The organism is Corynebacterium sp. ES2730-CONJ (assembly GCF_024834055.1).
GTDB lineage: Bacteria > Actinomycetota > Actinomycetes > Mycobacteriales > Mycobacteriaceae > Corynebacterium.
Genome location: NZ_JANUXZ010000003.1, coordinates 264,506 through 286,505, shown reverse-complemented (window position 1 = coordinate 286,505; position 22,000 = coordinate 264,506). Strand labels below are relative to the sequence as shown.

The 22,000-nt window shown below is 53.1% G+C and carries 22 protein-coding genes; 3 read left to right on the top strand and 19 right to left on the bottom strand.

Annotated elements, in window-relative coordinates; translation table 11 throughout:
* Nucleotides 1-127 precede the first annotated feature (127 nt).
* The 3 genes from NXS13_RS05350 to NXS13_RS05340 are packed head-to-tail and all read right to left on the bottom strand — an operon-like array spanning nucleotide 128 to nucleotide 2,898.
* Nucleotides 128-1,306: a THUMP-like domain-containing protein gene (locus NXS13_RS05350; RefSeq protein ID WP_259289464.1), complete on the bottom strand. Its 1,179-nt coding sequence runs from the start codon at nucleotides 1,304-1,306 to the stop codon at nucleotides 128-130.
* A complete protein-coding gene (locus tag NXS13_RS05345; RefSeq protein ID WP_259077953.1) occupies nucleotides 1,303-2,100 on the bottom strand; it encodes an NUDIX domain-containing protein in 798 nt (265 codons plus the stop codon). The genes NXS13_RS05350 and NXS13_RS05345 overlap by 4 nt, the downstream gene beginning before the upstream one ends.
* Nucleotides 2,101-2,112: 12 nt before the next feature.
* Entirely contained in the window at nucleotides 2,113-2,898 is a 786-nt protein-coding gene (locus NXS13_RS05340) for an ABC transporter ATP-binding protein (protein ID WP_259077954.1), read from the bottom strand.
* A gap of 194 nt (nucleotides 2,899-3,092) precedes the next feature.
* Here NXS13_RS05340 and NXS13_RS05335 point away from each other — a divergent pair, with 194 nt between their 5' ends.
* Nucleotides 3,093-5,129: a maltotransferase domain-containing protein gene (locus tag NXS13_RS05335; RefSeq protein WP_259077962.1), complete on the top strand. Its 2,037-nt coding sequence runs from the start codon at nucleotides 3,093-3,095 to the stop codon at nucleotides 5,127-5,129.
* 387 nt (nucleotides 5,130-5,516) lie between these two features.
* The gene (gene glgB, locus NXS13_RS05330) at nucleotides 5,517-7,736 is read left to right on the top strand and encodes a 1,4-alpha-glucan branching protein GlgB (protein ID WP_259289463.1); all 2,220 of its coding nucleotides are present in this window, start codon (nucleotides 5,517-5,519) and stop codon (nucleotides 7,734-7,736) included.
* A 55-nt stretch (nucleotides 7,737-7,791) separates the two neighbouring features.
* Here glgB and NXS13_RS05325 read toward each other — a convergent pair whose 3' ends face one another.
* Both NXS13_RS05325 and NXS13_RS05320 read right to left on the bottom strand, forming a co-directional pair.
* A complete protein-coding gene (locus NXS13_RS05325) occupies nucleotides 7,792-8,634 on the bottom strand; it encodes a tetratricopeptide repeat protein (RefSeq protein WP_259077972.1) in 843 nt (280 codons plus the stop codon).
* A gap of 12 nt (nucleotides 8,635-8,646) precedes the next feature.
* The gene (locus NXS13_RS05320; RefSeq protein ID WP_259077974.1) at nucleotides 8,647-8,955 is read right to left on the bottom strand and encodes an MTH1187 family thiamine-binding protein; all 309 of its coding nucleotides are present in this window, start codon (nucleotides 8,953-8,955) and stop codon (nucleotides 8,647-8,649) included.
* A gap of 72 nt (nucleotides 8,956-9,027) precedes the next feature.
* On the opposite strand from NXS13_RS05320, the gene mce reads away from it, so the two are divergent.
* Nucleotides 9,028-9,474 (top strand): methylmalonyl-CoA epimerase, encoded by a 447-nt coding sequence (gene mce, locus NXS13_RS05315; protein WP_396124731.1) that lies wholly within the window; start codon nucleotides 9,028-9,030, stop codon nucleotides 9,472-9,474.
* A gap of 3 nt (nucleotides 9,475-9,477) precedes the next feature.
* On the opposite strand, the gene NXS13_RS05310 is transcribed toward mce, so the two are convergent.
* The 14 genes from NXS13_RS05310 to NXS13_RS05245 form a co-directional block, all read right to left on the bottom strand.
* Nucleotides 9,478-9,765, bottom strand: coding sequence for a hypothetical protein (locus NXS13_RS05310; protein WP_259289462.1), 288 nt, complete (start codon nucleotides 9,763-9,765; stop codon nucleotides 9,478-9,480).
* Between the two features lie 4 nt (nucleotides 9,766-9,769).
* Entirely contained in the window at nucleotides 9,770-10,468 is a 699-nt protein-coding gene (gene nucS / locus NXS13_RS05305; RefSeq protein WP_259158344.1) for an endonuclease NucS, read from the bottom strand.
* 33 nt (nucleotides 10,469-10,501) lie between these two features.
* Complete coding sequence (locus NXS13_RS05300; RefSeq protein WP_259077980.1) at nucleotides 10,502-10,957, bottom strand: DUF2550 domain-containing protein; 456 nt, start codon at nucleotides 10,955-10,957, stop codon at nucleotides 10,502-10,504.
* A 100-nt stretch (nucleotides 10,958-11,057) separates the two neighbouring features.
* Entirely contained in the window at nucleotides 11,058-11,429 is a 372-nt protein-coding gene (locus tag NXS13_RS05295) for a F0F1 ATP synthase subunit epsilon (protein WP_259077982.1), read from the bottom strand.
* 14 nt (nucleotides 11,430-11,443) lie between these two features.
* Nucleotides 11,444-12,889 (bottom strand): F0F1 ATP synthase subunit beta, encoded by a 1,446-nt coding sequence (gene atpD / locus NXS13_RS05290; RefSeq protein WP_259077983.1) that lies wholly within the window; start codon nucleotides 12,887-12,889, stop codon nucleotides 11,444-11,446.
* 3 nt (nucleotides 12,890-12,892) lie between these two features.
* Entirely contained in the window at nucleotides 12,893-13,870 is a 978-nt protein-coding gene (locus NXS13_RS05285; protein ID WP_259158342.1) for a F0F1 ATP synthase subunit gamma, read from the bottom strand.
* Between the two features lie 57 nt (nucleotides 13,871-13,927).
* Entirely contained in the window at nucleotides 13,928-15,556 is a 1,629-nt protein-coding gene (gene atpA / locus NXS13_RS05280) for a F0F1 ATP synthase subunit alpha (protein WP_259289461.1), read from the bottom strand.
* 63 nt (nucleotides 15,557-15,619) lie between these two features.
* Nucleotides 15,620-16,438 (bottom strand): F0F1 ATP synthase subunit delta, encoded by an 819-nt coding sequence (locus NXS13_RS05275; RefSeq protein WP_259077989.1) that lies wholly within the window; start codon nucleotides 16,436-16,438, stop codon nucleotides 15,620-15,622.
* Between the two features lie 8 nt (nucleotides 16,439-16,446).
* Complete coding sequence (locus NXS13_RS05270; RefSeq protein WP_259077991.1) at nucleotides 16,447-16,995, bottom strand: F0F1 ATP synthase subunit B; 549 nt, start codon at nucleotides 16,993-16,995, stop codon at nucleotides 16,447-16,449.
* Between the two features lie 33 nt (nucleotides 16,996-17,028).
* Nucleotides 17,029-17,268, bottom strand: coding sequence for an ATP synthase F0 subunit C (locus tag NXS13_RS05265; RefSeq protein ID WP_259077993.1), 240 nt, complete (start codon nucleotides 17,266-17,268; stop codon nucleotides 17,029-17,031).
* Nucleotides 17,269-17,365: 97 nt separating this feature from the next.
* Entirely contained in the window at nucleotides 17,366-18,157 is a 792-nt protein-coding gene (gene atpB, locus NXS13_RS05260; protein ID WP_259078435.1) for a F0F1 ATP synthase subunit A, read from the bottom strand.
* Nucleotides 18,158-19,669: 1,512 nt separating this feature from the next.
* A complete protein-coding gene (locus NXS13_RS05255; RefSeq protein ID WP_259077994.1) occupies nucleotides 19,670-20,101 on the bottom strand; it encodes a hypothetical protein in 432 nt (143 codons plus the stop codon).
* Nucleotides 20,098-21,312 (bottom strand): MraY family glycosyltransferase, encoded by a 1,215-nt coding sequence (locus tag NXS13_RS05250; RefSeq protein ID WP_259077995.1) that lies wholly within the window; start codon nucleotides 21,310-21,312, stop codon nucleotides 20,098-20,100. Before NXS13_RS05250 ends, NXS13_RS05255 begins: the two co-directional genes overlap by 4 nt.
* Entirely contained in the window at nucleotides 21,313-21,963 is a 651-nt protein-coding gene (locus NXS13_RS05245; protein ID WP_259289460.1) for an L-threonylcarbamoyladenylate synthase, read from the bottom strand. It abuts the gene before it with no gap.
* Between the last annotated feature and the right edge of the window lie 37 nt (nucleotides 21,964-22,000).

Below are 22,000 nucleotides of genomic sequence, written 5' to 3'. Positions count from 1 at the left end.
CCTTTCTATTGCCGTTTTCTATCGTTGGCTAACTACGCTAGCGCCAAATTTGAGAAAAATATCACGCCCCACCCACACTACTGCCCCAATAGGAATCGGTAAACTGCGAATACTTCTAGCTGTTTAATCAAGCTGTCGTAACAGCCATGTAATTCGGGTGACTTCCTCCCCATTGCCTCGGACCGCAGATAAAACCAATATGATCGTCACCGATTCGAGCAAGTACTAGGGTTAGGTGATTTTTTCCGCGTAATTTCAAACTCCGGCGTAGCTGGTCGGGGTCTTTCTCCACACCGCGGATGAGAATCTCCACACTACCCGCCTGGTAGTAATCCATTGCCTTGCGCAGTTTTTTTAGCGACACCGCTTCCAGAAATTCAAATCCGCTATGTCCTGGTGGAATGGCATCGCCACTGAGAAAAGCAATACGCTCGTCAAGCATCCACAGTTTTTCTCGGACGGCATAGTGGCGGACTAAGCCGGCCCGCACCACAGCGCCGTCAGGGTCGATTATAAAACGTCCGGGTTCTTTAACCTGACAGTCCTGTGGCAGATCGTCGTTGAGTCGGTCCACTTTACCTTTGACGATAACGAGCGCCTCGCGCTTTGATCCTCCGCTCAGGCCTTCGCTGTATAGGCACACCTCTTTTACCCCGCCGTCAACACTGCTAACGCTCACCAAGCCTGGCCAAAATCGATAGTCTAGGCCAGGAGCGCATTTAATTGCCAGCTCTCTTCCCGCATAGGACTTGATGAGATCCGGCAGTGGAGGCAGCAGATCTTCTGGCTTGAGGAGTCGACGCCCCCCTTGCCGTCTCGCTGGGTCCGCAATGATGATATCGCCTCGACGAACCGCGGGTTGGAGTGCATCTGCTTGGTGAATGAGGGCACGGTCACCGAGGTTATGCCTCGCCATCTTGAGGCGAATTCGGTCAAGATCAGAACCGCAATATGTTAATCCATAGTGGGACACAGCTAGCCCCTCGGTTCCGATTGAACACGTTATATCATGGACTACTCCCCCATAGAGGGACAATCTGTGAGCACGCTGCAAAGCAACCTCTGCAGGAGTAGCCTGCTGCGCTGATTCGGTGCACATAAGCCACGACTCTGGGAGTTTCGTTTTGGCGGCTAAGCGCGCCGACAGCAACTCCATCACGGCCCGGGAATGCTCAGGAAATAGAGAGCGCATCACTGTGGCATTGCGAAGCGCATTTTTCTTATCCCACGTTAATCTCGGCGCTACCGCCGCAATCTCATCGTGCTGAGCTATGAGATAATCGACCTCGTCGGCACTGAAACTCATAGTTGAAATCTCTGGGGTGGAGTGTGGGAGTAGAATTTTTCAAAGCGCGGATCGTGATATGGATCCCCCACCACAGGAGTAATCTCGCGTCCTTTAATGTTGGTGAGAACTTCGTCCACAGAGGAAAAAGCGCTGAGAAATTTTAAGTGAGCCCATGTAGGTATCACCAATTGCAGCAGGCCCTCATGCCAACCTCTGAGCACCAGCTCGGGGCTAAACCACCCCGTAGAGGCGGCTTCGCGCGTACGACCATCAGGTTCTTGGCCACGAGGTTGAGCAACGATGAAAGAGAACATATCGAACCGGTGACGGGCGTTGATTGGACTCACCCACCTAGCATAGGGATAAAGCACTTCCGAGCGCAGTGTCAGTCGGTGAGTCTTGAGCACCTCAGAAAAAGACAATCTATGCGATTCTAGGGCCATACGCTGCGGATGGTACGGGTGCGCATCGGCAATTAATTCCCCCTGTTGATCTGATGCCAGAAGGGTTCCAGTTTCTTCGAACAGCTCGCGGCCGGCAGCCATAATGAGGGCGCAGGCTTTATTCGGCTCAATTCCTAATGTGGAACTCCACGTATGTGCGCTCGGACCAGACCACAATGGGCTATCGGCATGCTGCTCAAGATCGCGTTCATCCACACCGCCACCGGGGAATACGGTGGCATTAGGAAAAGTGGGCATCGACGATACGCGTTCTTGAATATAGACTTCTAAGCCGCGGGCACTGTCACGGATCATCAGGACGGTCACGGCAAGCCGGGCATTACCCAATCCGGTAACAGCTGGCGACATTACGCTCCTTCTCTATTCTTGTCGACGCGCAAAATAACGCCCGTCAATTTCGTCAACAACCAGCGGCTGGTCGTAGAGCTTGCTGAGGTTTTCACTTGTCACTACATCAGCAATCGGCCCCTGAGTGACAATCTGTCCCTGGTCAAGAAGTAATGCGTGACTGAATCCTGCTGGAATTTCTTCCACATGGTGGGTGATCATGACCAAGACCGGGGCATCTTCATCGCGGGCGATAGCACCTAAGTATCCCATTAGATCCTCGCGCCCGCCAAGATCTAGACCTGCGGTTGGCTCATCGAGTAGGAGCAATTCTGGGTCAGTCATGAGCGCGCGCGCAATAAGCACGCGTTTGCGTTCACCTTCGCTTAAATAGCCAAACCGCCGATCTGCGAGGTGACCTGCACCCATGCGTTCCAGAAGAGCTTGAGCGCGGGCAATATCATGCTCATCGTATTCTTCGCGCCATCGCCCCACGATTGCATATCCTGCGGACACCACAAGATCGATTACGTTCTCATCATGTGGGATACGAGTCGCAAGGCTCGGCGAACTAAAGCCGATCATGCTGCGCAGATCACGCATATCCGTCCGACCTACCTGCTCGTCGAGAATCCGCACACTCCCTCGGGTAGGGAATTCCTCCGCTCCAGCGATACGGAGCAGTGTAGTTTTACCGGCTCCATTCGGGCCTAGAATAACCCATCGTTGACCAGGGCTGACCTTCCAGCTGAGATCTTTAATAATGGGCTTGGACTGCCTGATAAGGCTTATATCGCGCAGATCGAGGATATGAGTCATATATCCTATTCTTCCTTATCTTCGCCATTCAGGAGTGAAGTGACACCAACTTCTTAACGACACATCAAATAAATGTCACAGTGAATTGCTCTTCCTTATCTCCGTCACATGACTAGATTGGATAATAAGCGCACTGCGGTGCTGCCTTTTTCTTAGCTATGCCAATTGGCACCCTACTCATAATGGAGACAATCGTGACAGGACGACTTGCGATCGAAGATATTCGCCCCGTACTTTCCGCCCGGGAACATCCCTCGAAAGCAGTCGTGGGTGAGCTGGTTCCAGTTAGTGCCCTCGTCTGGCGTGAAGGGCATGATGCTATCGTCGGCACTCTCGTAGTTCAAGGCCCCGCGGATTCCCGGCTGGCAGCGAATCGCGTTCGATTTAGTATGCGCCCTGAGGCGAATAACCCTGACCTCGTCCACGCCTTTTTCATTCCTGATACTCCAGGTCAGTGGTCCTTCAAAGTTGAGGCCTGGAGCGATCCCATGAGTACCTGGCGCAACGCGATTACCAAAAAGATCGAGGCTGGACAAAAGGCCGAAGAGCTTCGCAATGACTTCGAAACCGGAGCACTTCTATTCGAGCGGGCTGCTCAAAAGGTACGCAAAAAGAGCCACAAAATGGCGTTACTCGCAGTAGCCAAAGAGCTACGTGATGAGACCGAATCCTTGAGGGTGCGCGTAGCTCCCAGCCTGTCTCATGAGGTTCTGGAGATCCTGCACGAATTCCCGATACGGGAACTTCTTACATCCTCTCCCTTACACAAGGTATTAGTTGAACGCCGCGAAGCTCTGGTGAATTCATGGTATGAACTATTCCCACGGTCCACCGGCGGAGTCGACTCCAATGGAAAACCGGTTCACGGAACCTTTGCCACCACGGCCCAGGCACTCGACCGCGTAGCTCGAATGGGCTTTGATACCGTTTATTTCCCGCCCATTCATCCCATTGGCGAAATCAATCGCAAAGGGAAAAATAATTCTCTTGTCGCAGAAGCTAATGATGTAGGCTCCCCATGGGCCATCGGCTCCGCCGCAGGCGGTCACGACGCCTTCCACCCAGAACTAGGTGATGCTAAAGATTTCAAGAAACTTATCTCCCACGCCGAGAAACTAGGCTTGGAAGTAGCGCTGGACCTCGCCTTGCAGGCGGCTCCGGATCACCCGTGGGCACACAGCCACCCAGATTTCTTTACGACCCTTCCCGATGGCACTATCGCCTTTGCGGAGAACCCACCAAAGAAATATCAGGATATCTATCCGCTGAATTTCGACAATAACCAAGGCGATATTTATGCTGAGATCCTACGTGTGGTGCAATACTGGATCAGTCTTGGGGTTAAGACCTTCAGAGTAGACAACCCTCATACTAAGCCTGCTAATTTCTGGCAATGGCTGATTACTGAAGTACGTGCCACCAATCCTGAGGTGATCTTCCTAGCTGAGGCTTTTACGCGACCGGCCAAACTCTACGGTTTAGCCAAGGTAGGATTCTCGCAGTCCTATACTTACTTCACGTGGAAGACGTCTAAGTCTGAGCTCATCGATTTCGCCCACGAAATTGCTACAATGGCCGACTGCTCACGCCCGAATCTCTTTGTCAACACTCCTGATATTCTGCACGCCTCTTTGCAGTACGGCGGGCGGGCCATCTTCGCCATCCGCGCTACGTTGGCGGCAACTCTCTCTCCACTATGGGGTGTCTATTCCGGCTATGAGCTCTATGAGTCTCAAGCAGCTAACGAGGGCAGTGAAGAATATCTCGATAGCGAGAAATATCAATTGAGACCCCGCGATTTTGAGGCTGCCGTCGAATCGGGTGATTCCCTCGAACCGTATATCACGACTCTCAATGAGATCAGGCGTGCTCACCCCGCTCTCCAACAACTGCGTCAGATCCATTTCCACCACACTGCCAATGATCAGATCATTGCCTATACCAAGATCGATCCTGTCACTGGGGACGCCATCTTGATTATCGTCAATCTCGATTCTTTCCATGCTCAGGAAACGATGGTGGAACTCGATATGGGGGCCATTGGCCTAGCCCCTGGTGAGCAATTTAACGTGCACGATATGATTACAGGTCAGAATTTCCCGTGGAGCGATCGAACTTACGTCCGACTTGAGCCTTTGCAAGACGTCGCCCACATTTTGAGCTTGCCCAAGGTATCTGGTGACGCCCTCGAGCGCATAAGAAAACGCACTATAACGGATTATCGCCCCTAGGACTTGTCCCCCACCCTTGATTTCAGGGGGTGGGGTTTTCCTTTTCTGCTGGAAAAACTCCTGAGAGATTCCCGCAGATGTGGGCGCAGTCTTCCCTACCTTCGGGGGTAATTGGGGCAGCAATCTCAATGCGAACTGTGGCTTATCGTGCGCTATGCGGGGGTTTTATCCCACTGTGTTTAATCTCCCTATTTTTTGGGCCCTAAAACCGATCTTAGAAATAGGGCTTTAGGATGGAGGAAGCTAAACTAAAGCTATGTGTTGTGATTCCATCTTCATCCAAACTATGAGCTAAGTTACATAGCCTTCGAGGGTGCAGGGCGGAATCTCTGTGGGTTTTGAAAACCCAGCTACCTATGGAGTACGAGCGAAAGAAAGAAGCTAATTATGGCTGAGTTCACCACCTATAACCCCGCCGGTCTCGACGACCACGACCGCGGACTATTAACGCAGTGCCGTCATTATGATCCACACGGCATCTATGGGTGGCACGCTCTTGAGAACGGCGATGCCATCATACGTACCAGGCAACTGGGAGCTGAAAAGGTAGAAATACTCACTGCTGATGGCAAAACCCGCAAGCTCGACGCAATCGGAGATGACATCTTCACCGCCACCATAAAAAAAGGTGCCACTCTCGAAGACTATCGCCTAAAGGTCACCTGGAATAAGGATCTGACCACCATCGAGGCTGATCCCTACCACTTCCTTCCCACCTTGGGCGAGCTGGACATGCATCTTATCAAGGAGGGCCGCCACGAACGCCTCTGGGATGTGATGGGTGCGCATATTCGCCAATATGAGACCACCATGGGCACAGTCTCAGGTGTCTCCTTCGCAGTATGGGCTCCTCACGCAGCGGGTGTGGCCGTTATCGGTGATTTCTGCGGGTGGAATCCCAACCAATTCCCGATGCGCTCGCTCGGTGACTCCGGAATCTGGGAACTGTTCATCCCGGGGCTGGAAGCTGGCTGTGTCTACAAATTCGCTATCCATACCCAGCAAGGTTGGCGCCTCGACAAAGCCGACCCCATGGCGCGCGCAGCTGAGGAGCCACCACGCACCGGCTCCATTGTGGTGGCGAATAACTATAAGTGGAAAGATGCGTCGTGGCTACGCAACCGCGAGCACGCTGACCATCTCAATAAGCCAATGAGTGTTTACGAGGTGCACCTAGGTTCGTGGCGCATGGGCCTGGGGTATCACGAGCTCAAGACTGAACTCGTCGCCTACGTGAAAGATATGGGCTATACGCACGTCGAATTCATGCCCGTAGCCGAGCATCCCTTTGGCGGTTCCTGGGGTTACCAAGTGTCCGGCTACTACGCCCCAACTGCCCGCTGGGGTAGTCCCGATGAGTTCCGAGAACTAGTCGACGCTTTCCACGCGGAGGGCATTGGTGTGATCATGGACTGGGTTCCTGCACACTTTCCTAAGGATGATTTCGCCCTCGGCCGCTTCGACGGCCAGGCTCTCTACGAGCATCCCGATTGGCGCCGTGGCGAACAGATGGACTGGGGTACCTATGTCTTCGACTTTGGCCGCAACGAGGTCCGTAACTTCTTGGTAGCAAATGCCCTTTATTGGATTGACCAATTCCATATCGATGGTTTGCGCGTTGACGCCGTGGCTTCCATGCTCTATCTCGATTACTCGCGCAAAGAGGGCGAATGGCTGCCCAATATCTACGGCGGTCGGGAAAACTTAGAAGCAGTGCAATTCCTCCAAGAGATGAATGCTACCGTTCACAAAACCTTCCCCGGTGCGCTCACCATTGCTGAGGAATCTACCTCATGGCCCGGGGTGACCTCCCCCACCGAATTTAACGGTCTCGGCTTCGATTTGAAATGGAATATGGGCTGGATGAACGACAGCTTGGAGTACTTCAAGCTCGATCCTATCCACCGATCATGGCATCACAACGAGATCACCTTCTCTCTCGTCTACGCCTTCTCTGAAAATTTCTGCCTCCCCTTCAGCCATGATGAAGTGGTTCACGGGAAGGGTTCACTGTGGACTAAGATGCCTGGGAACGCTTGGCAGAAGGCAGCTGGTCTTAGGACTCTCTACGCCTATATGTACGCTCACCCCGGCAAGAAATTACTCTTCCAAGGTCAAGAGTTCGGTCAAATCATGGAGTGGTCCGAGGCTCGTTCCCTAGACTGGGACAATATGTCTGGCTGGGAGGGCGAATATCACGACGCTCTGCAGAATTTAGTGCGTGATCTCAACGGTATCTATGAGAGCTCCCCCGCCCTGTACAGCCTAGACAGTACTCCCGACGGCTTCTCGTGGACCAAGTCCGATGACGCAAGCAATAATATCCTCGCGTTTGTGCGTCACGGTCGAGACGGAGAGAAAATCCTTTGTGTCTTCAACCTCGGCGGCTCCCCTCAGACTAGTTATAAATTTGGTGTTCCTGCATCAGGAAACTGGCATTGTATTCTTAATACTGATGCTGGTGTTTACCAGGGCGGCGATAACTATGTGGAGACCGATGTCGAAGCGTGGGATACCGCGTGGGATGGTTATGAACACTCCCTGACCATCGCCATTCCAGCAATGAGCGCTCAGTTCTATCAATGGACTGGTAATAGGCGCCCATAAATTGCGACATAAATAGAGAAAAGCCCACTTCGGTGGGCTTTTCTTTTGAGTCTAATTAAAAGAGAGCTGAAGCCATCGCGCGACGTGCTGCGATAACACGCGCATCGGAGACATCGAAAAGAGAAAATAGCTCAAGGAGTCGATCGCGTACCTTCGGCGTATCTATTTTCAACACTCCGATGAGCGTATCGAAGGCTTGCTCCGGTGCCCCAGCCGCAATATATGCGTCAGCTGCAGCGAACTGAGCGTCGATATCTTTGGGATTCTGCTGTGCCCAGGTAATTGGATCGTTGTCTGATTTTGAGGCCTCATTTAACCTTTTGAGCACGTGAGCGCTGTCGCGAGCTCGCAACGCCTCTTGGTTCTTAGGCTCTGAGGCAAGAATTGACTCGTAAACTGCAATAGCGGCATCATAATCTCCGTCGTTTAAGGCGGCAGTAGCCGGCTCAAACCGAGGATCGCCATCGGGCTCTTCGTTCTCTAACCCCGGCAACTGGTCTCCAACAGCCTCCAGAATCGCCTTGAGCCATTGTGTTAAAGCTTCACGTGGCTGCCCGCCTTCAAAATTGGCCAGTGGTTGACCGGAGGCAAAAGCAACAACGGTGGGTAAGCCCTGAATACCAAACATGCGCGCAATATCAGGACTGGCGTCCGCGTCTACATAGGCGACCACATATTTACCGGGGTTAGCGGTCACTAACTGTTTAAAATCGCTTTTGAGTTGCTCCGATTCTGGGCTCCGAGGGGTTCCCACAATGACAATTACGGGTACCTGCGCCGAGCGTTCCACTAACTCATGCTGAATATTGTCCATTGTGAGATCCACAAAGGTGGGTACACCAGCGACGGCAGGTTTGGAAATGGCTGCTAGATCTACAGCACCAGAAAAGTTGGTCATAAAAAGTTCTTTCTACTGGGAGTTGGCAAGATGGCGCTCAACTGATTCAACTTTGGCACGCAATTGGTTGGTATATCCAGGGCGGATATCTGCCTTGATGACCAAACCTACCCTAGGTGACACCTCCAAGACCGCATCAGTCGCGCGCTTGACCACATCCATCACCTCATCCCACTCGCCTTCGATCAACGTAAACATGGCATTTGTTTCGTGAGGCAATCCGGATTCGCGAACTATTTTTACTGCGGCGGCTACCGCCTCGCTCATTTCTGCGGTGGGATTCGGAACCTCTGTGGGGGCAACGGAAAAAGCAATTATCATACGACCATTCTAGCGCTTGATCTATTTCACACAGCATGTTTTCCCAGAGATAAGGGGGTAATATCGATAACTATGACGACATTGAATATTCCCGAAAATCTCGTGATCTGCCTAGATCACGTAGGTATTGCTGTTCCAGATCTTGACGAAGCTCTGAAGTTCTACGCCTCTGCTTTCGGCTGGGTTAACCACCACCAGGAAGTTAACGAAGAACAGGGCGTCACCGAGGCCATGGTCGGCCCTAAGAATCTGGGTAAAACCGACGGTATGATCCAGCTTCTGGCGCCACTCAACGAAGAATCAACAATTGCAAAGTTCATCTCTAAGAAGGGCCCTGGCCTGCAGCAGATGTGCCTTCGCACCAGTGATATTGACGCCCTCAGTGCTCACCTGAAGGAGCAGGGCGTCCGCCTCCTCTATCCCGAGCCAAAGACTGGTACCGGCGGAGCCCGAATCAACTTTGTGCACCCGAAGGATGCTGGCGGAGTACTTCTCGAACTCACCCAGCCACAGCACTAAATTCTATCGCCTTTCCCAGCAGGCCCGATGCCAATGACGGCGATCTTCCGCTCGTCCGCCATAGTCTTTGGGCCAAGCCACTACGTGGGTAATACCCGGGGGGATATTCTGATTGCAGCCAGGGCAAATATAGTTCTTTTTGGCAGTGCTGCTACCCATGAGTCGCATGAGAAATATCTCTCCCTGGGCCCACCGAGGTCCGACAACCTCACGAGTTCCAAAAAACGCGGCCCCATGACTGGGAAGCTGATGTGACGAGCTGATATTAGCTCGTCTATTTTTTCGTCCCATCGACCTAGAATAACCTCAACTCGCTGCTTTCACTTCCCCGTAATTCGTTATAGTCAAGTACAAGGCAGGAAAGACCGCGATCCTCAGCAAGCGTGCGAGCTTGTGGTTTAATACTTTGAGCAGCAAATACTCCCCGGACAGGTGCCAAGAGTGGATCTCGGTTCAGTAGTTCCACATAGCGGCACAGTTGTTCGACCCCATCAATTCCGCCACGGCGCTTAATCTCTACGGCTATGGTATTTCCCTGGTCATCGCGGCATAGGATGTCTACAGGGCCAATAGGTGTCATATACTCACGCCGAATAAGGCTATAACCCTCCCCCATCACCTCAATATTATCGGCTAGTAGCTCCTGGAGGTGAGCTTCCACTCCGTCTTTGACTAGACCGGGATCGACACCCAGCTCGTAGGAGATATCTGAATGGATAGCTTCGATACTGATGCGCAGTTGTTCACCCTTTTTATTCTCCACTATCCAGTAGCTAACTAGATCGCTGGCGCCCTCGGGAAAATCCTTGGGATCTTCGGTCTCGGTCACCGTCAATGGGGGCGTCATCCAATTTAGAGGTTTGTACGCACGGTCATCAGCGTGAACGGAGACGGATCCATCAGCTTTCAAAAGCAAGAGACGATCGGCCATGGGCAGATGGGCTTCGAGGCGGCCCACATAATTAACTGAACACCGTGCTATAACGAGACGCATAAATTCTAGCCTAGCTCACGATCACTGGCTTCATTAATCAGAATTGCTCTGGTGCCTTAATTCCTGCACCGACATGCGATCGGTACGGATATCTGGGGCAGACTCGATCCAAGCCGTGAATGCCAAGCGAACGAGGCTGGTAGCATGCGCCTCGTAGGTGGTGTCCCCGTGAGAGAAAATAAAAACCGGTTCTCCATCACCGAAGAAGGTTCGTTCAGCAGAGCTGGTATCACGTTGACCTAATAATTCGATGGAAGACCGGTTGAAATTAAGATCCTCACCAGGGCGGATCGAGCGTAGTTTATAGAATTTTAAAGTTTGATAAGAATAATGGGCGCTACCAAAGCGCCACCCATGGATTCCAGAGGTAGGCATCGTCCGTATGGCCATGGCTGAGCCCTGTGGTCGATACCTAAAGAATCGCCACGCGGCAAGGAGTGCGGTCGTGAGCAGTATTGCCGATAACAACCAGAGCAACCCAGATACCATGATTCTCCCCTTTTATATCCAGCGTTTATGAGAATAATAATACGGTGAGATCCCCGGAGAAAAAACTTATCTCGGGGATCTCACCATATACACGGCTGCTCTACGAGCGACCGCTACGTTTGAGTGCCTTTAATTCAGCCTGAGCGCGAAGTTTGGCTACCTTATCGGGATCTTGCAGACGTTGCGTAGAGTCGGAGGAATTAATCTCCGAAGCCCAAACGGCATACTCCGCTAGGATCGTGACCTTCTCCTTTGAGACGGATAAGAAGCCACCTTGCACAGCGGCGTAGCGCTTTTCCCCATCAGTTGGGCTGATGGTTACAACACCATTGTCCACGAGCTGTCCCAGCATAGGTTCGTGCCCAGCGAGCACGCCAATCTCACCTTCGGTGGTCTGCGCGGTAACAATCGTCGCGGTGCCACTCCACAGCATACGCTCGGGAGAAACGAGTTCCACGGTGATATCAGCCATGTGCGTGCCTCTTCCTATTTCTCAGACAACTTTTTGTAGGCGTTTTCTACATCTTCCAAACCGCCCAAGCCGTTGAAAGCTTGCTCGGGATAATGATCGAACTCGCCGTCGCAGATGCGCTCGAATGCATCAATGGTTTCCTCTAATGGCACATAGGAGCCAGGAATACCAGTGAATTTCTCGGCAACAAAGAAGTTCTGCCCTAAGAATCGCTCGATACGGCGGGCACGAGCCACCGTGATTTTATCTTCTTCTGACAGCTCATCCATACCGAGAATAGCGATAATATCTTGGAGCTCTTTGTTCTTCTGCAAAATATTGATCACACGCTGGGCAACGGTATAGTGGCGCTCACCCACGATGCCCGGCTCCAGGATACGGGAAGTCGAAGACAGCGGGTTCACTGCAGGGTAGATACCCTTTGATGCAATAGCACGGTCAAGTTCGGTGGTGGCATCCAAGTGGGCGAAGGTTGTCGCCGGTGCAGGGTCGGTGTAGTCGTCGGCTGGCACGTAGACGGCCTGCAAGGAGGTAATCGAACGACCTTTAGTGGAAGTAATTCGCTCCTGCAGCACACCCATTTCGTCAGCCAAGGTGGGCTGGTAACCCACAGCCGAAGGCATACGACCGAGCAGCGTGGAAACCTCGGAACCTGCTTGGGTAAAGCGGAAGATATTATCGATGAACAGCAACACGTCCTGGTGCTGGACGTCACGGAAATACTCCGCCATGGTGAGGCCCGACAAAGCGACGCGCATACGCACTCCAGGGGGCTCATCCATCTGGCCGAAAACCAGCGCTGTATCCGGAAGCACGCCCATTTCTTCCATCTCCAAGAAGAGGTCGGTTCCTTCGCGGGTACGCTCACCAACACCAGCGAATACCGAGGTACCGGAGAATTCGCGGGCGATACGCGTGATCATCTCCTGAATGAGAACGGTCTTACCCACGCCAGCACCACCAAAGAGGCCAATTTTACCGCCCTTTACATAAGGGGTGAGTAGGTCGATGACTTTAATGCCCGTCTCCAGGATTTCAGTCTTACCCTCGAGCTGGTCGAAGGGTGGCGGATCGCGGTGGATGCCCCATTGCTCACCGTCGCGGCCAAGACCTGGCTCATCAAGGCAGTCGCCGAGGGCATTAAAGACGTGGCCCTTGACGATGTCGCCGACGGGCACGCTAATGGGCTTACCGCTATCGGTCACGGTAGCGCCTCGCACGAGGCCGTCAGTAGGCGCCATGGAAACGGTTCGCACGATATTGTCGCCCAGGTGTTGGGCCACCTCGAGCGTGATGGTCTTTGCAACTGCCTCGAGGTCGATATCGACAGTCAGCGCGTTAAAGAGTGCCGGGAGCTCGCCGCGCGGAAATTCCACGTCGACGACCGGCCCAATAACGCGCACTACGCGGCCCGCGGTAGCCGCGGCCTGGGTTTGTTGCTCTGTGAGAGCTGTGGTCATAATCTAGTCACTTTCTCCGCTTTCGGCGAGCGCGCCTGCGCCACCGACAATCTCTGTGATTTCCTGGGTAATCTGCGCCTGACGAGCTTGGTTAGCCACCCGCGAGAGGTCTTTGACCAACTCGTTGGCGTTGTCCGTGGCAGATTTCATCGCGTTACGACGCGAAGCTGATTCTGCTGCCGAGGCCTCCAGCAACATAGCGAAAAGGCTTCGAGAGATGAACTTAGGAAGCAGAGCCTCCATGAGTGTTTCCACGTCAGGTTCAAAATAATAATCTGGTTCTGGCTCGCCTGAGGTATCGAGGAAGTCTTCGCCTTTTTTAATCTCAGTCGTCTCTACAACCGGCTCTATAGGAAGCAGCTGGTGTGCGGTCGCCGTTTGGGTCAACATGGACTCAAACTCGGTGTAGACAACGTGCACAGAATCAAACCCTGGTACTGCCTGGCCTTCTTCCCCGTTGATGCCCGGACGATATTTAGCAAGACCGTCGGAGCCAGCGAGGAAACCATCGATTAAGTGGCGACGCAAGTCGTGCGTATCTACCCAGGTCGGATCTTGGGAGAACCCCGCCCACGCGCCAGCATAATCGCCGCCACGGAAGTTGTAGTAGCCCACACCCTTGTTGCCACAAATATACCGCACAACTTCGTAGCCCTCGGCGGTCAGCAGCTTTTCCAACTCCGCTGTCTTCTTGAAGACGTTGTAGTTATAGCCTCCAGCCATTCCACGATCTGAGGTCACCACGAGAATGGCGGCCCGTCGGGCATTATCTCGAAGTCTCAGCATTGGGTGATCGAGGGAACTTGCTGAGGCCAGACGACCAATCACATTTTGGATTTCGGTGGCGTATGGCTGTGATGCTTCCACGCGGGCCTGAGCTCTCGTGATGCGCGAAGTAGCGATCAGCTCTTGGGCCTTCGTGATTTTCTTCGTTGAGTTAACCGAACGGATTCGGCTACGCAATTCGCGAAGACTTGCCATATACAGCGCCTCCCTTCTTTTCCTTGATGTTTGTCATGCTCGTAAGAGTCATTGCTCTTATTTCTTAACCTTCAGCTGATGCTTCTTCACCTGATCAGCAGGCAGAGCCTCAGGCTCTACTTCGTTGATCACAGGAGTTCCATCGGTGGTCTGGAAGCTGCGTTTGAAGTTCTCGGTCTGCTCGACCAAGGTCTCCTGGCTACTTTCAGATAAAGCCGCACCCCCAGCAATCTGGTCGAAGATCGCGCGGTGCGAAGCATGTAGGTAATCTAGCAACTCACGTTCGAAGCGACGAATATCTTCGACGGGTACGTTGTCAAAATGCCCCTCGCTAGCCAGCCAGATGGATACGATCTGATCTTCTACTGGTTGTGGTGAATTCTCGGGTTGCTTGAGCAGTTCAACCAGGCGTGAACCACGATCGAGCTGCGCTCTGGATGCTGGATCAAGGTCGGAGGCGAAAGTGGCGAAGGCCTCGAGATCTCGGTAAGCGGCAAGATCGAGACGTAGAGAACCAGAAACCTTCTTCATCCCCTTCGTCTGTGCGGCACCACCGACACGGGACACTGAAACACCGACGTTGATTGCGGGGCGAACACCCTGGTTGAAGAGATCTGACTCGAGGAAGACCTGACCATCGGTGATCGAGATCACGTTGGTAGGAATGAAGGCGGAAACATCGTTTGCCTTGGTCTCGATGATCGGTAGAGCGGTCATCGAGCCAGCGCCTAGCTCATCGGACAGTTTCGCGGCGCGCTCGAGTAGTCGGGAGTGCAGGTAGAAGACGTCACCGGGGTAGGCCTCACGTCCTGGAGGACGACGCAGCAACAACGAGATCGCACGATAAGCCTCTGCCTGCTTGGTCAAATCATCGTAGACCACCAGGACATGGTAGCCCTGGTACATCCAGTGCTGTCCGAGGGCCGCTCCTGCGAAAGGAGCCAACCACTTAAAGCCAGCGGAATCGGATGCTGGAGCAGCCACAATGGTGGTGTACTCCAGAGCGCCGTGTTCCTCTAAGGTTTTGCGCAGAGCAGCCACAGTCGAGCCTTTTTGGCCGATAGCCACGTAGATGCAGCGCACCTGCTTGGATTTATCGCCCGATTCCCAGTTCGCCTTTTGATTCAAAATCGTATCGACACACACGGCTGTCTTGCCGGTCTTGCGGTCGCCAATAATCAGCTGGCGCTGACCGCGACCGATGGGAGTCATAGCGTCAATAGCTTTAATACCCGTCTGCATGGGCTCTCCCACGGGCTGACGCTCAAGGACTGAGGGGGCTTGTAGTTCTAGGACGCGATCCTCTTCAGCCTCGATAGCCCCCAAGCCATCGATGGGTTGACCAAGGGGGTCGATGACGCGCCCGCGAAAATTATCGCCCACGGGAATCGACAGCACCTCACCGGTGCGCTTAACTTCGTCGCCTTCTTTTAATGTCTCATAATTACCCAAGATCACAACACCGATGCGGTCGGTATCGAGGTTCTGCGCGACGCCAATAACGCCGCCTGGGAATTCGATGAGCTCGTTAGCCATTACTGATGGGAGTCCAGACACCTGGGCAATGCCATCAGCAGTGGAAATAACCACTCCGACCTCCTCGCGGGAGGCCTCCGCGGAGTAGCTCGAGGTGTAGTTCGCAATCGCGCTACGGATCTCATCGGAGGAGATCGTCAGCTCCGCCATGTTTTTCCTGCTCTCGGTAGTTTCTTCCAGCAATTTCTTAATCTTCTTCGTTTCTGTCGTGTTTTAGACTTGCAAAAGACGCAACCGGTCAATCTTGCCGGTATAGGAGCCATCAATTACTTCGTCGTCAACTCGGATGATCATGCCACCGAGGAGGCTGGGATTAACCTCTAAGTGGATGCTCATCGCACGACCATAAATACGCTCTAACTTGCTTGACAGCGCCTGTTTTTGGGACTCGGAAAGCTCAACGGCAGATTCCACGTAAGCAACCTCACGCCCCCACATGCTGGCGGCGTATGTCGAAATCTCGTGGAGATCGTCGATAATATTTGCCTCGCGCCGACCCACAACCTGTAATGCTAGGGTTTCGGTTGCAGCTGTGACTTTGCCATAAAGAATGTGGGCAAATAGCTCACGCCTCTTTAATGAGTCAGCACTCCGGTCATCGAGTCTCAGGGCAAGTTGCGGTTGCTTGAGGAGCAGCCTAGATAGGCGGAAGAGTTCATCTTCCACCTGCAAAAGTTGTCCCTGCAAGTCAGCCGAACGCAAGATTGCGCGACGGCCTAGTTGAACGAGCCCAGCTCGAAACTCTCGCGGAGTTGACCATTCCTTTGCCGCTGCCGCGCGGAGGAGCTTAAGTGTGGACAAGGACACCTTGTCGGCAAATACAGCTGCAATGAGGCCCGCGCGCTGATCGGCGCTGAGGGAAACATCGGCAACCGACGTGCGCAAGCGGCGCTCCTCGTCCAGAACTTCCACCACGTCGAATAGTTCAGTGCCGATCTGGGCGGCCGCCGCAATAGCCTGATCTTCTCCGCGCAGATCCTCGTCGAGGCTGGCAGATAGCTGAGCGAGTGCGTAGCGACTTGCTGCGTGCATAAGTAGGCCTACTTTCCTGCCGCTGGGACCGTGTCGAGATCGGCCAGGAAACGATCAATGGTGCCAGAACGCTTGGTTGCATCCGACAACTGCTCAGCCATGAGGCGCTCAGCCAAAGCCACTGCATGCTGCCCCATCTCATTACGCAATTGGGCTACAACCTGCTCCCGCTGGGCAGCTAATTGCTTCTCACCAGACTCAATAATCCGGTGGCTTTCTTCGGTTGCCTTGGCCCTCATCTCGGCCTCGATCTGCTTGCCCTTCTGGCGGGCTTCTTCACGGATTTCGGCAGCTTCGGTGCGAGCTTCTGCTAGCTGAGCGTTGTACTTCTCGAGGGCTGCTTTGGCCTCCGATTGCGCTGCTTCAGCACGCTGGATGCCGCCCTTGATACGGTCTTTACGCTCGGATAGGACCTCTTGGTACTTCGGGTTGATATATAACCAGAAGGCGAGTCCCACGACGATGAATACAACGAGCGACCAGACGATGTCGTAATTCGCTGGCAGCAGCACAGAATTTTCTGAGTCTGCAGCTACTAAAGAAATGACGTTCGTCATGAATCCTCAAACTTTCCTAGTCGTCGTTAGTAATTACAAGATGAAGCCGGCGACAAGACCGATCAGTGCGAGGGCCTCCACGAAAGCGATACCGAGAATCATGTTGGTACGAAGCTGACCGGCCATTTCTGGCTGGCGTGCCATGCCTTCGAGAGCCTTACCTACAAGGAAACCCAAGCCGAGGCCGGGCCCTAGGGTTGCAAGGCCGTAGCCGAGGGTGGCAATGGAGCCGGTAACTCCAGCTGCTTCTTGAGCCAAGATGACTTCATTCATGAGAGTGTCATTCCCTTTCTTCGTGCTCAGTTCTTCCGAGCAAGTTTCAAAAATATGTGATTAATTAGCGATCTTAGAACAAGATGCGCTATGTGGATCAGTGTTCGTCGGCGTGCAACGACAATTCGATGTAGACGGCTACTAACAGGGCGAAAATATAGGCCTGCAAGAAGATGACCAACATCTCAAAGATAGTGAACGCGACACCAGCAACCAAGGTGACTGCCGATAAGGCGGTCCAGCCATTCATCTGCCAGAAAAAGAAGTTAGAAGCAGAAAAAAGCAGAACCAGAATGATGTGTCCAACCAGCATATTCGCCATCAGACGAACCGTGAGTGTGGCGGGGCGCAGAATAAAGGTCGATAAAAATTCCAGTGGCACCACCGCAAAGTGTAGCGGCAGCGGCAGGTTGGGGATCACCACTGAACTCTTCATATACTTGAAGAATCCGTACTTCTTAGCGCCCGCGTAAATGAAGGCTATATAACCTACAATCGCCAACACTAATGGCATAGCGATACGAGCATTGGGCGAAATATTAAGGAACGGAATGATCGACGGGGCATTAATAAACAGCACCAGGAAGAAGATTGTGGCAATAACCGGCAGGAACCGCCGCCCTTCTTTCCTCCCGAGGATCTCTTCTGCGATATGGATGCGCACAAAGTCCAACAGCAACTCGCCAACATTCTGCAAGCCCGAAGGAATTAGCTTCGGGCGACGCATAGCAATGAGGAAGAATGCCAGAAGAACGCCAACCATAATTAAGCGGACAAACACCAGACGGTCGATTGTGAACCAGCCGTTCGCAATATCGGCGAACCAAATGGCATCCGGGAAAAATTCATGATCCAAATCGGGCGCGTGAAATTCACCCTCTAAGGCCAGTTGTATAACGCTCAGCGTTCTCTCCCGTGTTCGGGCCACGAAAATCTATTTTTTGAAAAATCGTGGTGTAAGGGACGTCATGTCATTTCTTGGTACTGACTACCAATTCCCTTACACATCGGTAGTCAACCCAGAACCTAAGTCTCGATCAATTGCGAGCAGGCACTCGCCGAGATATAAGCCCACGTGTAAGACTAGCAGCCCAAACCATACTTTTCTTCCCACTCGGCTCAGCGAAATTCTAGCCCCGCCAACCCGAAGAGCCAGAGTGCTAGTTAAGCTGCGCTAATAAGCGACCCATAACGTCGCTCACACTCAGTTACGGGGGTAATTTTACTCACATCCATACTCGTTGGATTCTGCTTAAATTCCCACTCCACTCGAGTAGAGCACGACTACTCCACATGACCGTGCGCACTCGAAATCTAGTGCACAACCGCTAGGTCGTGCACATGGTCCATAGCCGCGGGTCTACCAACTCGATATCACTGATGACCACCTCAGCCTTATATCTCTCTTAACCCCGCAGCCTGATATCTTAGCGAGAGACCCACCCACCGCTCTTAACGCTCCATACCGACTAAAGAGACAATTAATAGATAATCTCAACCGATCCATATTGGTTAGATTTTCCCTCCAGTTCTCAATATAAGTAGCGGCGATCCAGGCGTTGCTATTCGACTCTTCGAGGGGTCCGAAATAAACATTACCGCGGGTGATCCGACATCGGCACGAGGAAAATATTATTCTGAGCTCGCACACCACAAAAACACAGCCCGCGACCAACGTCACTGGTTTCGTATCAAGGGTGCTCGTGTGTGCACTGGTGCCGGCATATGAAGCAAGCCTGAAGCAGGGTGGATGAGAAGGCACAACTAGCAGGGAGCGAGACGCCCACTGCCAAGCTCGAAGCTTGCACCCAATGTGCGCTCGCCAGCGATCTGGCTATATCCGCTTAGCTAACCTTAGAGTTTCCGAGGTTCATCCAGCGTTATTATTCCTAGAAACCGCAGTGCAAATGGGAAACGGGCGCTTGCCTCTTTGACCCATGAGCGAGAAAAAAAACCACCGATGAGCTGAGCTCATTCGGTAGGGAGACCCCGCCTACTTTTGTCGAAGTTTCGTGGTTATCCGGATCGACGGCGGAGTTGTCACAGACACAGAAAACTGTATCCCATTCTTCTCACACAATCGCCGCGGGTAATGCGATAACTTGGGGTATCAATTTTGGTCACGCCCGCTAATCCCGATCGATGACCTTACTAAGAAAACTCACGATCGCGTACCGTGGACGAGGTGCTCCTCGGTTCCGTTGAGCTGACTCGATGGGACGCGCATTGGATTGTTATCCACAGCGGCAGTCGCGGAAGAAACGCTATAGAGCGAGGAGAAGAGCTTGCCCTTTGAGCTCGAGACGTTGTGTAGGGTCTCGTTGCTTGTAGCTCGGCGACATCGAGGAATCCGATTGATCTATCGAGATAACCGCTGGGGATAGCGTTGTGTCTGTAGTGGCTAGGGAGTGTCCTGCGGAGTTATGTAGGTGACGTTGGTGGTCATAATCCCATAGACCTCGGCGCCAATCACGACAATGCACACAGCCACCACGGAACTGAAAAGCGCAACCGGATCGTAAAATTCGGCGTCTCGAACGGAGTAGAGAACGATACCGGCCACGATAAGTTTGACCAGCCATCCACCCAATATCACCACCCCAGTAGTACTCGGTGACGAGGATGCGGTAATGAGCACATTTATCACCGTGAGCAGCATAAAGGCACCACCGATACCCGATCCCACCAAGACTCCCCACAATCCGGGGAGTCCGCTGACCGCTCCCCACACCATAAGCAGGACGATCGTGACAATGACGAGGGCATGCAGACCAAAATAGAGGGCTCGATTGAGGGGCCTTTTATGGTCATCGTAGGGCGAGCGTGTTTTCACGGGTTTTTAAAACTTTCGTTGATCGCTGGAGGAGCTTGAGGGTGAGAGTCTATAAGAATCTTAAGTTCAGGTTGGCGTTCTCTTCTTCCTTCATAAATAGGGCGTGCCGTTAGGGCCACCACAACAATAAAGGACACGACAGTAGCGATGCTAGCGGCCTGCGACGGTACGATGGAAAACGCCACGGCTCCAAAAGCCGCCAAGGATACCCAGGCATAGATGATCAGTACCGCCCTGCGATGGGTATGTCCGATGGATAATAACCTGTGGTGGATATGGAGCTGATCCGCTGAAAAAGGTGATTGCCCGCGTAACAACCGTTGGATAACCACCACAATGAGATCGCCCACAGGTATGAGAATCACCGCAATGACCACCATGAGCGGCGATAAAAGAGCAATAATATCTACGACCCCGTAGAGGCTGAGGCTAGTTTTTCCTGATGCGGAGGTTGAGGCTGCCGCTAGTAACAAACCGATCAGCATGGCACCGGAGTCACCCATGAATATTCGGGCGGGCTCAAAATTATGGGGCAAAAAGCCTGCACAGATACCTACGAGCGCTGCTGCAATAATAGCCGGAGGATAGGCGGAGACCATTCCGCCCTGATCATGGAGGACGGTCAGCGAGTAGAGAAGGATCGCTCCCCCTCCGATGAGGCCCACGCCAGCAGCTAAGCCATCAAGGCCGTCGATGAAGTTAATCGCATTGATGAGGGTAACGGTGAATAGGACCGTCACGAACGTCGAGGCGATGGGGTCCAAAATGAACGTACTCCCGCCATCGAGCGGCAACCATATAAGTGTCCAGGTAAGTCCCAAGAAGACCATGATGATCGCGGCCACCAGCTGGCCAACGAGTTTCGTAAGAGCGTCGAGTTCCCAGAGATCGTCGCAAATTCCCACCAAGACTACTATGAAACCGCCGGCCAAAACAGCGTCCATCTCTGGGGTCAGTGGCTGAAAACCCCTCGTGAGAGCTGGCAATTGAGCCGCTAGTAGGACGGCACAAACAAATCCTGTGAACATAGCGGCGCCGCCAAGTCTCGGCTTAGGAACTAAGTGCACGTCGCGCTCGCGGATCTCCCCCATGCGTCCGGCCTTGACCATGGCCATTCGTACGATCCCTGTGGTGAGATATGTCAAAGAAGCGGCAACTAGAAGCACGAGCCCTAGTTCGCGCATCGGGACGCCGGCAACTCCCGCCCCCATCTACCTGATGCTCTCAGGATCAACATCGAGAACCTCTGCGATTCTGTCAGCACTCAGGGCGCCTTCGCGCAGTAATTTAGGGTGGGTACCTGAGAGATCGAGAATCGATGAGGCAACCTTAGCGGCACACTCTCCCCCGTCGAGATACACCGCAACCTTATCGCCCAACTGTTCTTTAGCCTGAGCGACCGTAGTTGCAGGTGGTTGACCAGAGATATTCGCTGACGACACGGCCATGGGACCGGTTGCTCGTAAAAGCTCGATTGCTACTGGATGAAGGGGCATCCTCAACATGACTGTGCCCCTCGTATCCCCGAGATTCCACCTCAGCGACGGAGCTTGCGGTATAACAATACTCAACGCGCCAGGCCAGAAAGCTTCGATGAGAGTACGCAAACGATCATCATACGAGTGGACGAGTCCGCGAGCGGTCTCCCAACTACCAACAAGAACGGGTACGGGCATATTTGGTCCGCGATCTTTGGTAGTGAGCAGGCGTTCAACCGCCCGAATATCAAAGGCGTTACAGCCGAGGCCGTAAAGCGTATCGGTAGGAAGCACCACTAGTTGCCCCGACTCGACTGCACTGAGGGCGGCTTTGATCCCTAATGCCCGGTTATCGGCTGAACTGCACTGGTAAATTCTGCTCATGATCGCCTCTTTATTCTTTTTGGCTATAGATCGTCTC

What these genes read in the sequence shown, in the direction of transcription:
- NXS13_RS05245 (WP_259289460.1), bottom strand. Translation starts at nt 21,963, where the DNA reads ATGAGCAGAATTTACCAGTGCAGTTCAGCCGATAACCGGGCATTAGGG.
- NXS13_RS05265 (WP_259077993.1), bottom strand. Translation starts at nt 17,268, where the DNA reads ATGAATGAAGTCATCTTGGCTCAAGAAGCAGCTGGAGTTACCGGCTCC.
- NXS13_RS05250 (WP_259077995.1), bottom strand. Translation starts at nt 21,312, where the DNA reads ATGGGGGCGGGAGTTGCCGGCGTCCCGATGCGCGAACTAGGGCTCGTG.
- NXS13_RS05310 (WP_259289462.1), bottom strand. Translation starts at nt 9,765, where the DNA reads ATGGGACGAAAAAATAGACGAGCTAATATCAGCTCGTCACATCAGCTT.
- mce (WP_396124731.1), top strand. Translation starts at nt 9,028, where the DNA reads ATGACGACATTGAATATTCCCGAAAATCTCGTGATCTGCCTAGATCAC.
- NXS13_RS05300 (WP_259077980.1), bottom strand. Translation starts at nt 10,957, where the DNA reads ATGGTATCTGGGTTGCTCTGGTTGTTATCGGCAATACTGCTCACGACC.
- NXS13_RS05275 (WP_259077989.1), bottom strand. Translation starts at nt 16,438, where the DNA reads ATGCACGCAGCAAGTCGCTACGCACTCGCTCAGCTATCTGCCAGCCTC.
- NXS13_RS05340 (WP_259077954.1), bottom strand. Translation starts at nt 2,898, where the DNA reads ATGACTCATATCCTCGATCTGCGCGATATAAGCCTTATCAGGCAGTCC.
- atpD (WP_259077983.1), bottom strand. Translation starts at nt 12,889, where the DNA reads ATGACCACAGCTCTCACAGAGCAACAAACCCAGGCCGCGGCTACCGCG.
- glgB (WP_259289463.1), top strand. Translation starts at nt 5,517, where the DNA reads ATGGCTGAGTTCACCACCTATAACCCCGCCGGTCTCGACGACCACGAC.
- NXS13_RS05270 (WP_259077991.1), bottom strand. Translation starts at nt 16,995, where the DNA reads ATGACGAACGTCATTTCTTTAGTAGCTGCAGACTCAGAAAATTCTGTG.
- NXS13_RS05325 (WP_259077972.1), bottom strand. Translation starts at nt 8,634, where the DNA reads ATGACCAACTTTTCTGGTGCTGTAGATCTAGCAGCCATTTCCAAACCT.
- atpA (WP_259289461.1), bottom strand. Translation starts at nt 15,556, where the DNA reads ATGGCGGAGCTGACGATCTCCTCCGATGAGATCCGTAGCGCGATTGCG.
- NXS13_RS05295 (WP_259077982.1), bottom strand. Translation starts at nt 11,429, where the DNA reads ATGGCTGATATCACCGTGGAACTCGTTTCTCCCGAGCGTATGCTGTGG.
- NXS13_RS05350 (WP_259289464.1), bottom strand. Translation starts at nt 1,306, where the DNA reads ATGAGTTTCAGTGCCGACGAGGTCGATTATCTCATAGCTCAGCACGAT.
- NXS13_RS05320 (WP_259077974.1), bottom strand. Translation starts at nt 8,955, where the DNA reads ATGATAATTGCTTTTTCCGTTGCCCCCACAGAGGTTCCGAATCCCACC.
- NXS13_RS05345 (WP_259077953.1), bottom strand. Translation starts at nt 2,100, where the DNA reads ATGTCGCCAGCTGTTACCGGATTGGGTAATGCCCGGCTTGCCGTGACC.
- nucS (WP_259158344.1), bottom strand. Translation starts at nt 10,468, where the DNA reads ATGCGTCTCGTTATAGCACGGTGTTCAGTTAATTATGTGGGCCGCCTC.
- NXS13_RS05285 (WP_259158342.1), bottom strand. Translation starts at nt 13,870, where the DNA reads ATGGCAAGTCTTCGCGAATTGCGTAGCCGAATCCGTTCGGTTAACTCA.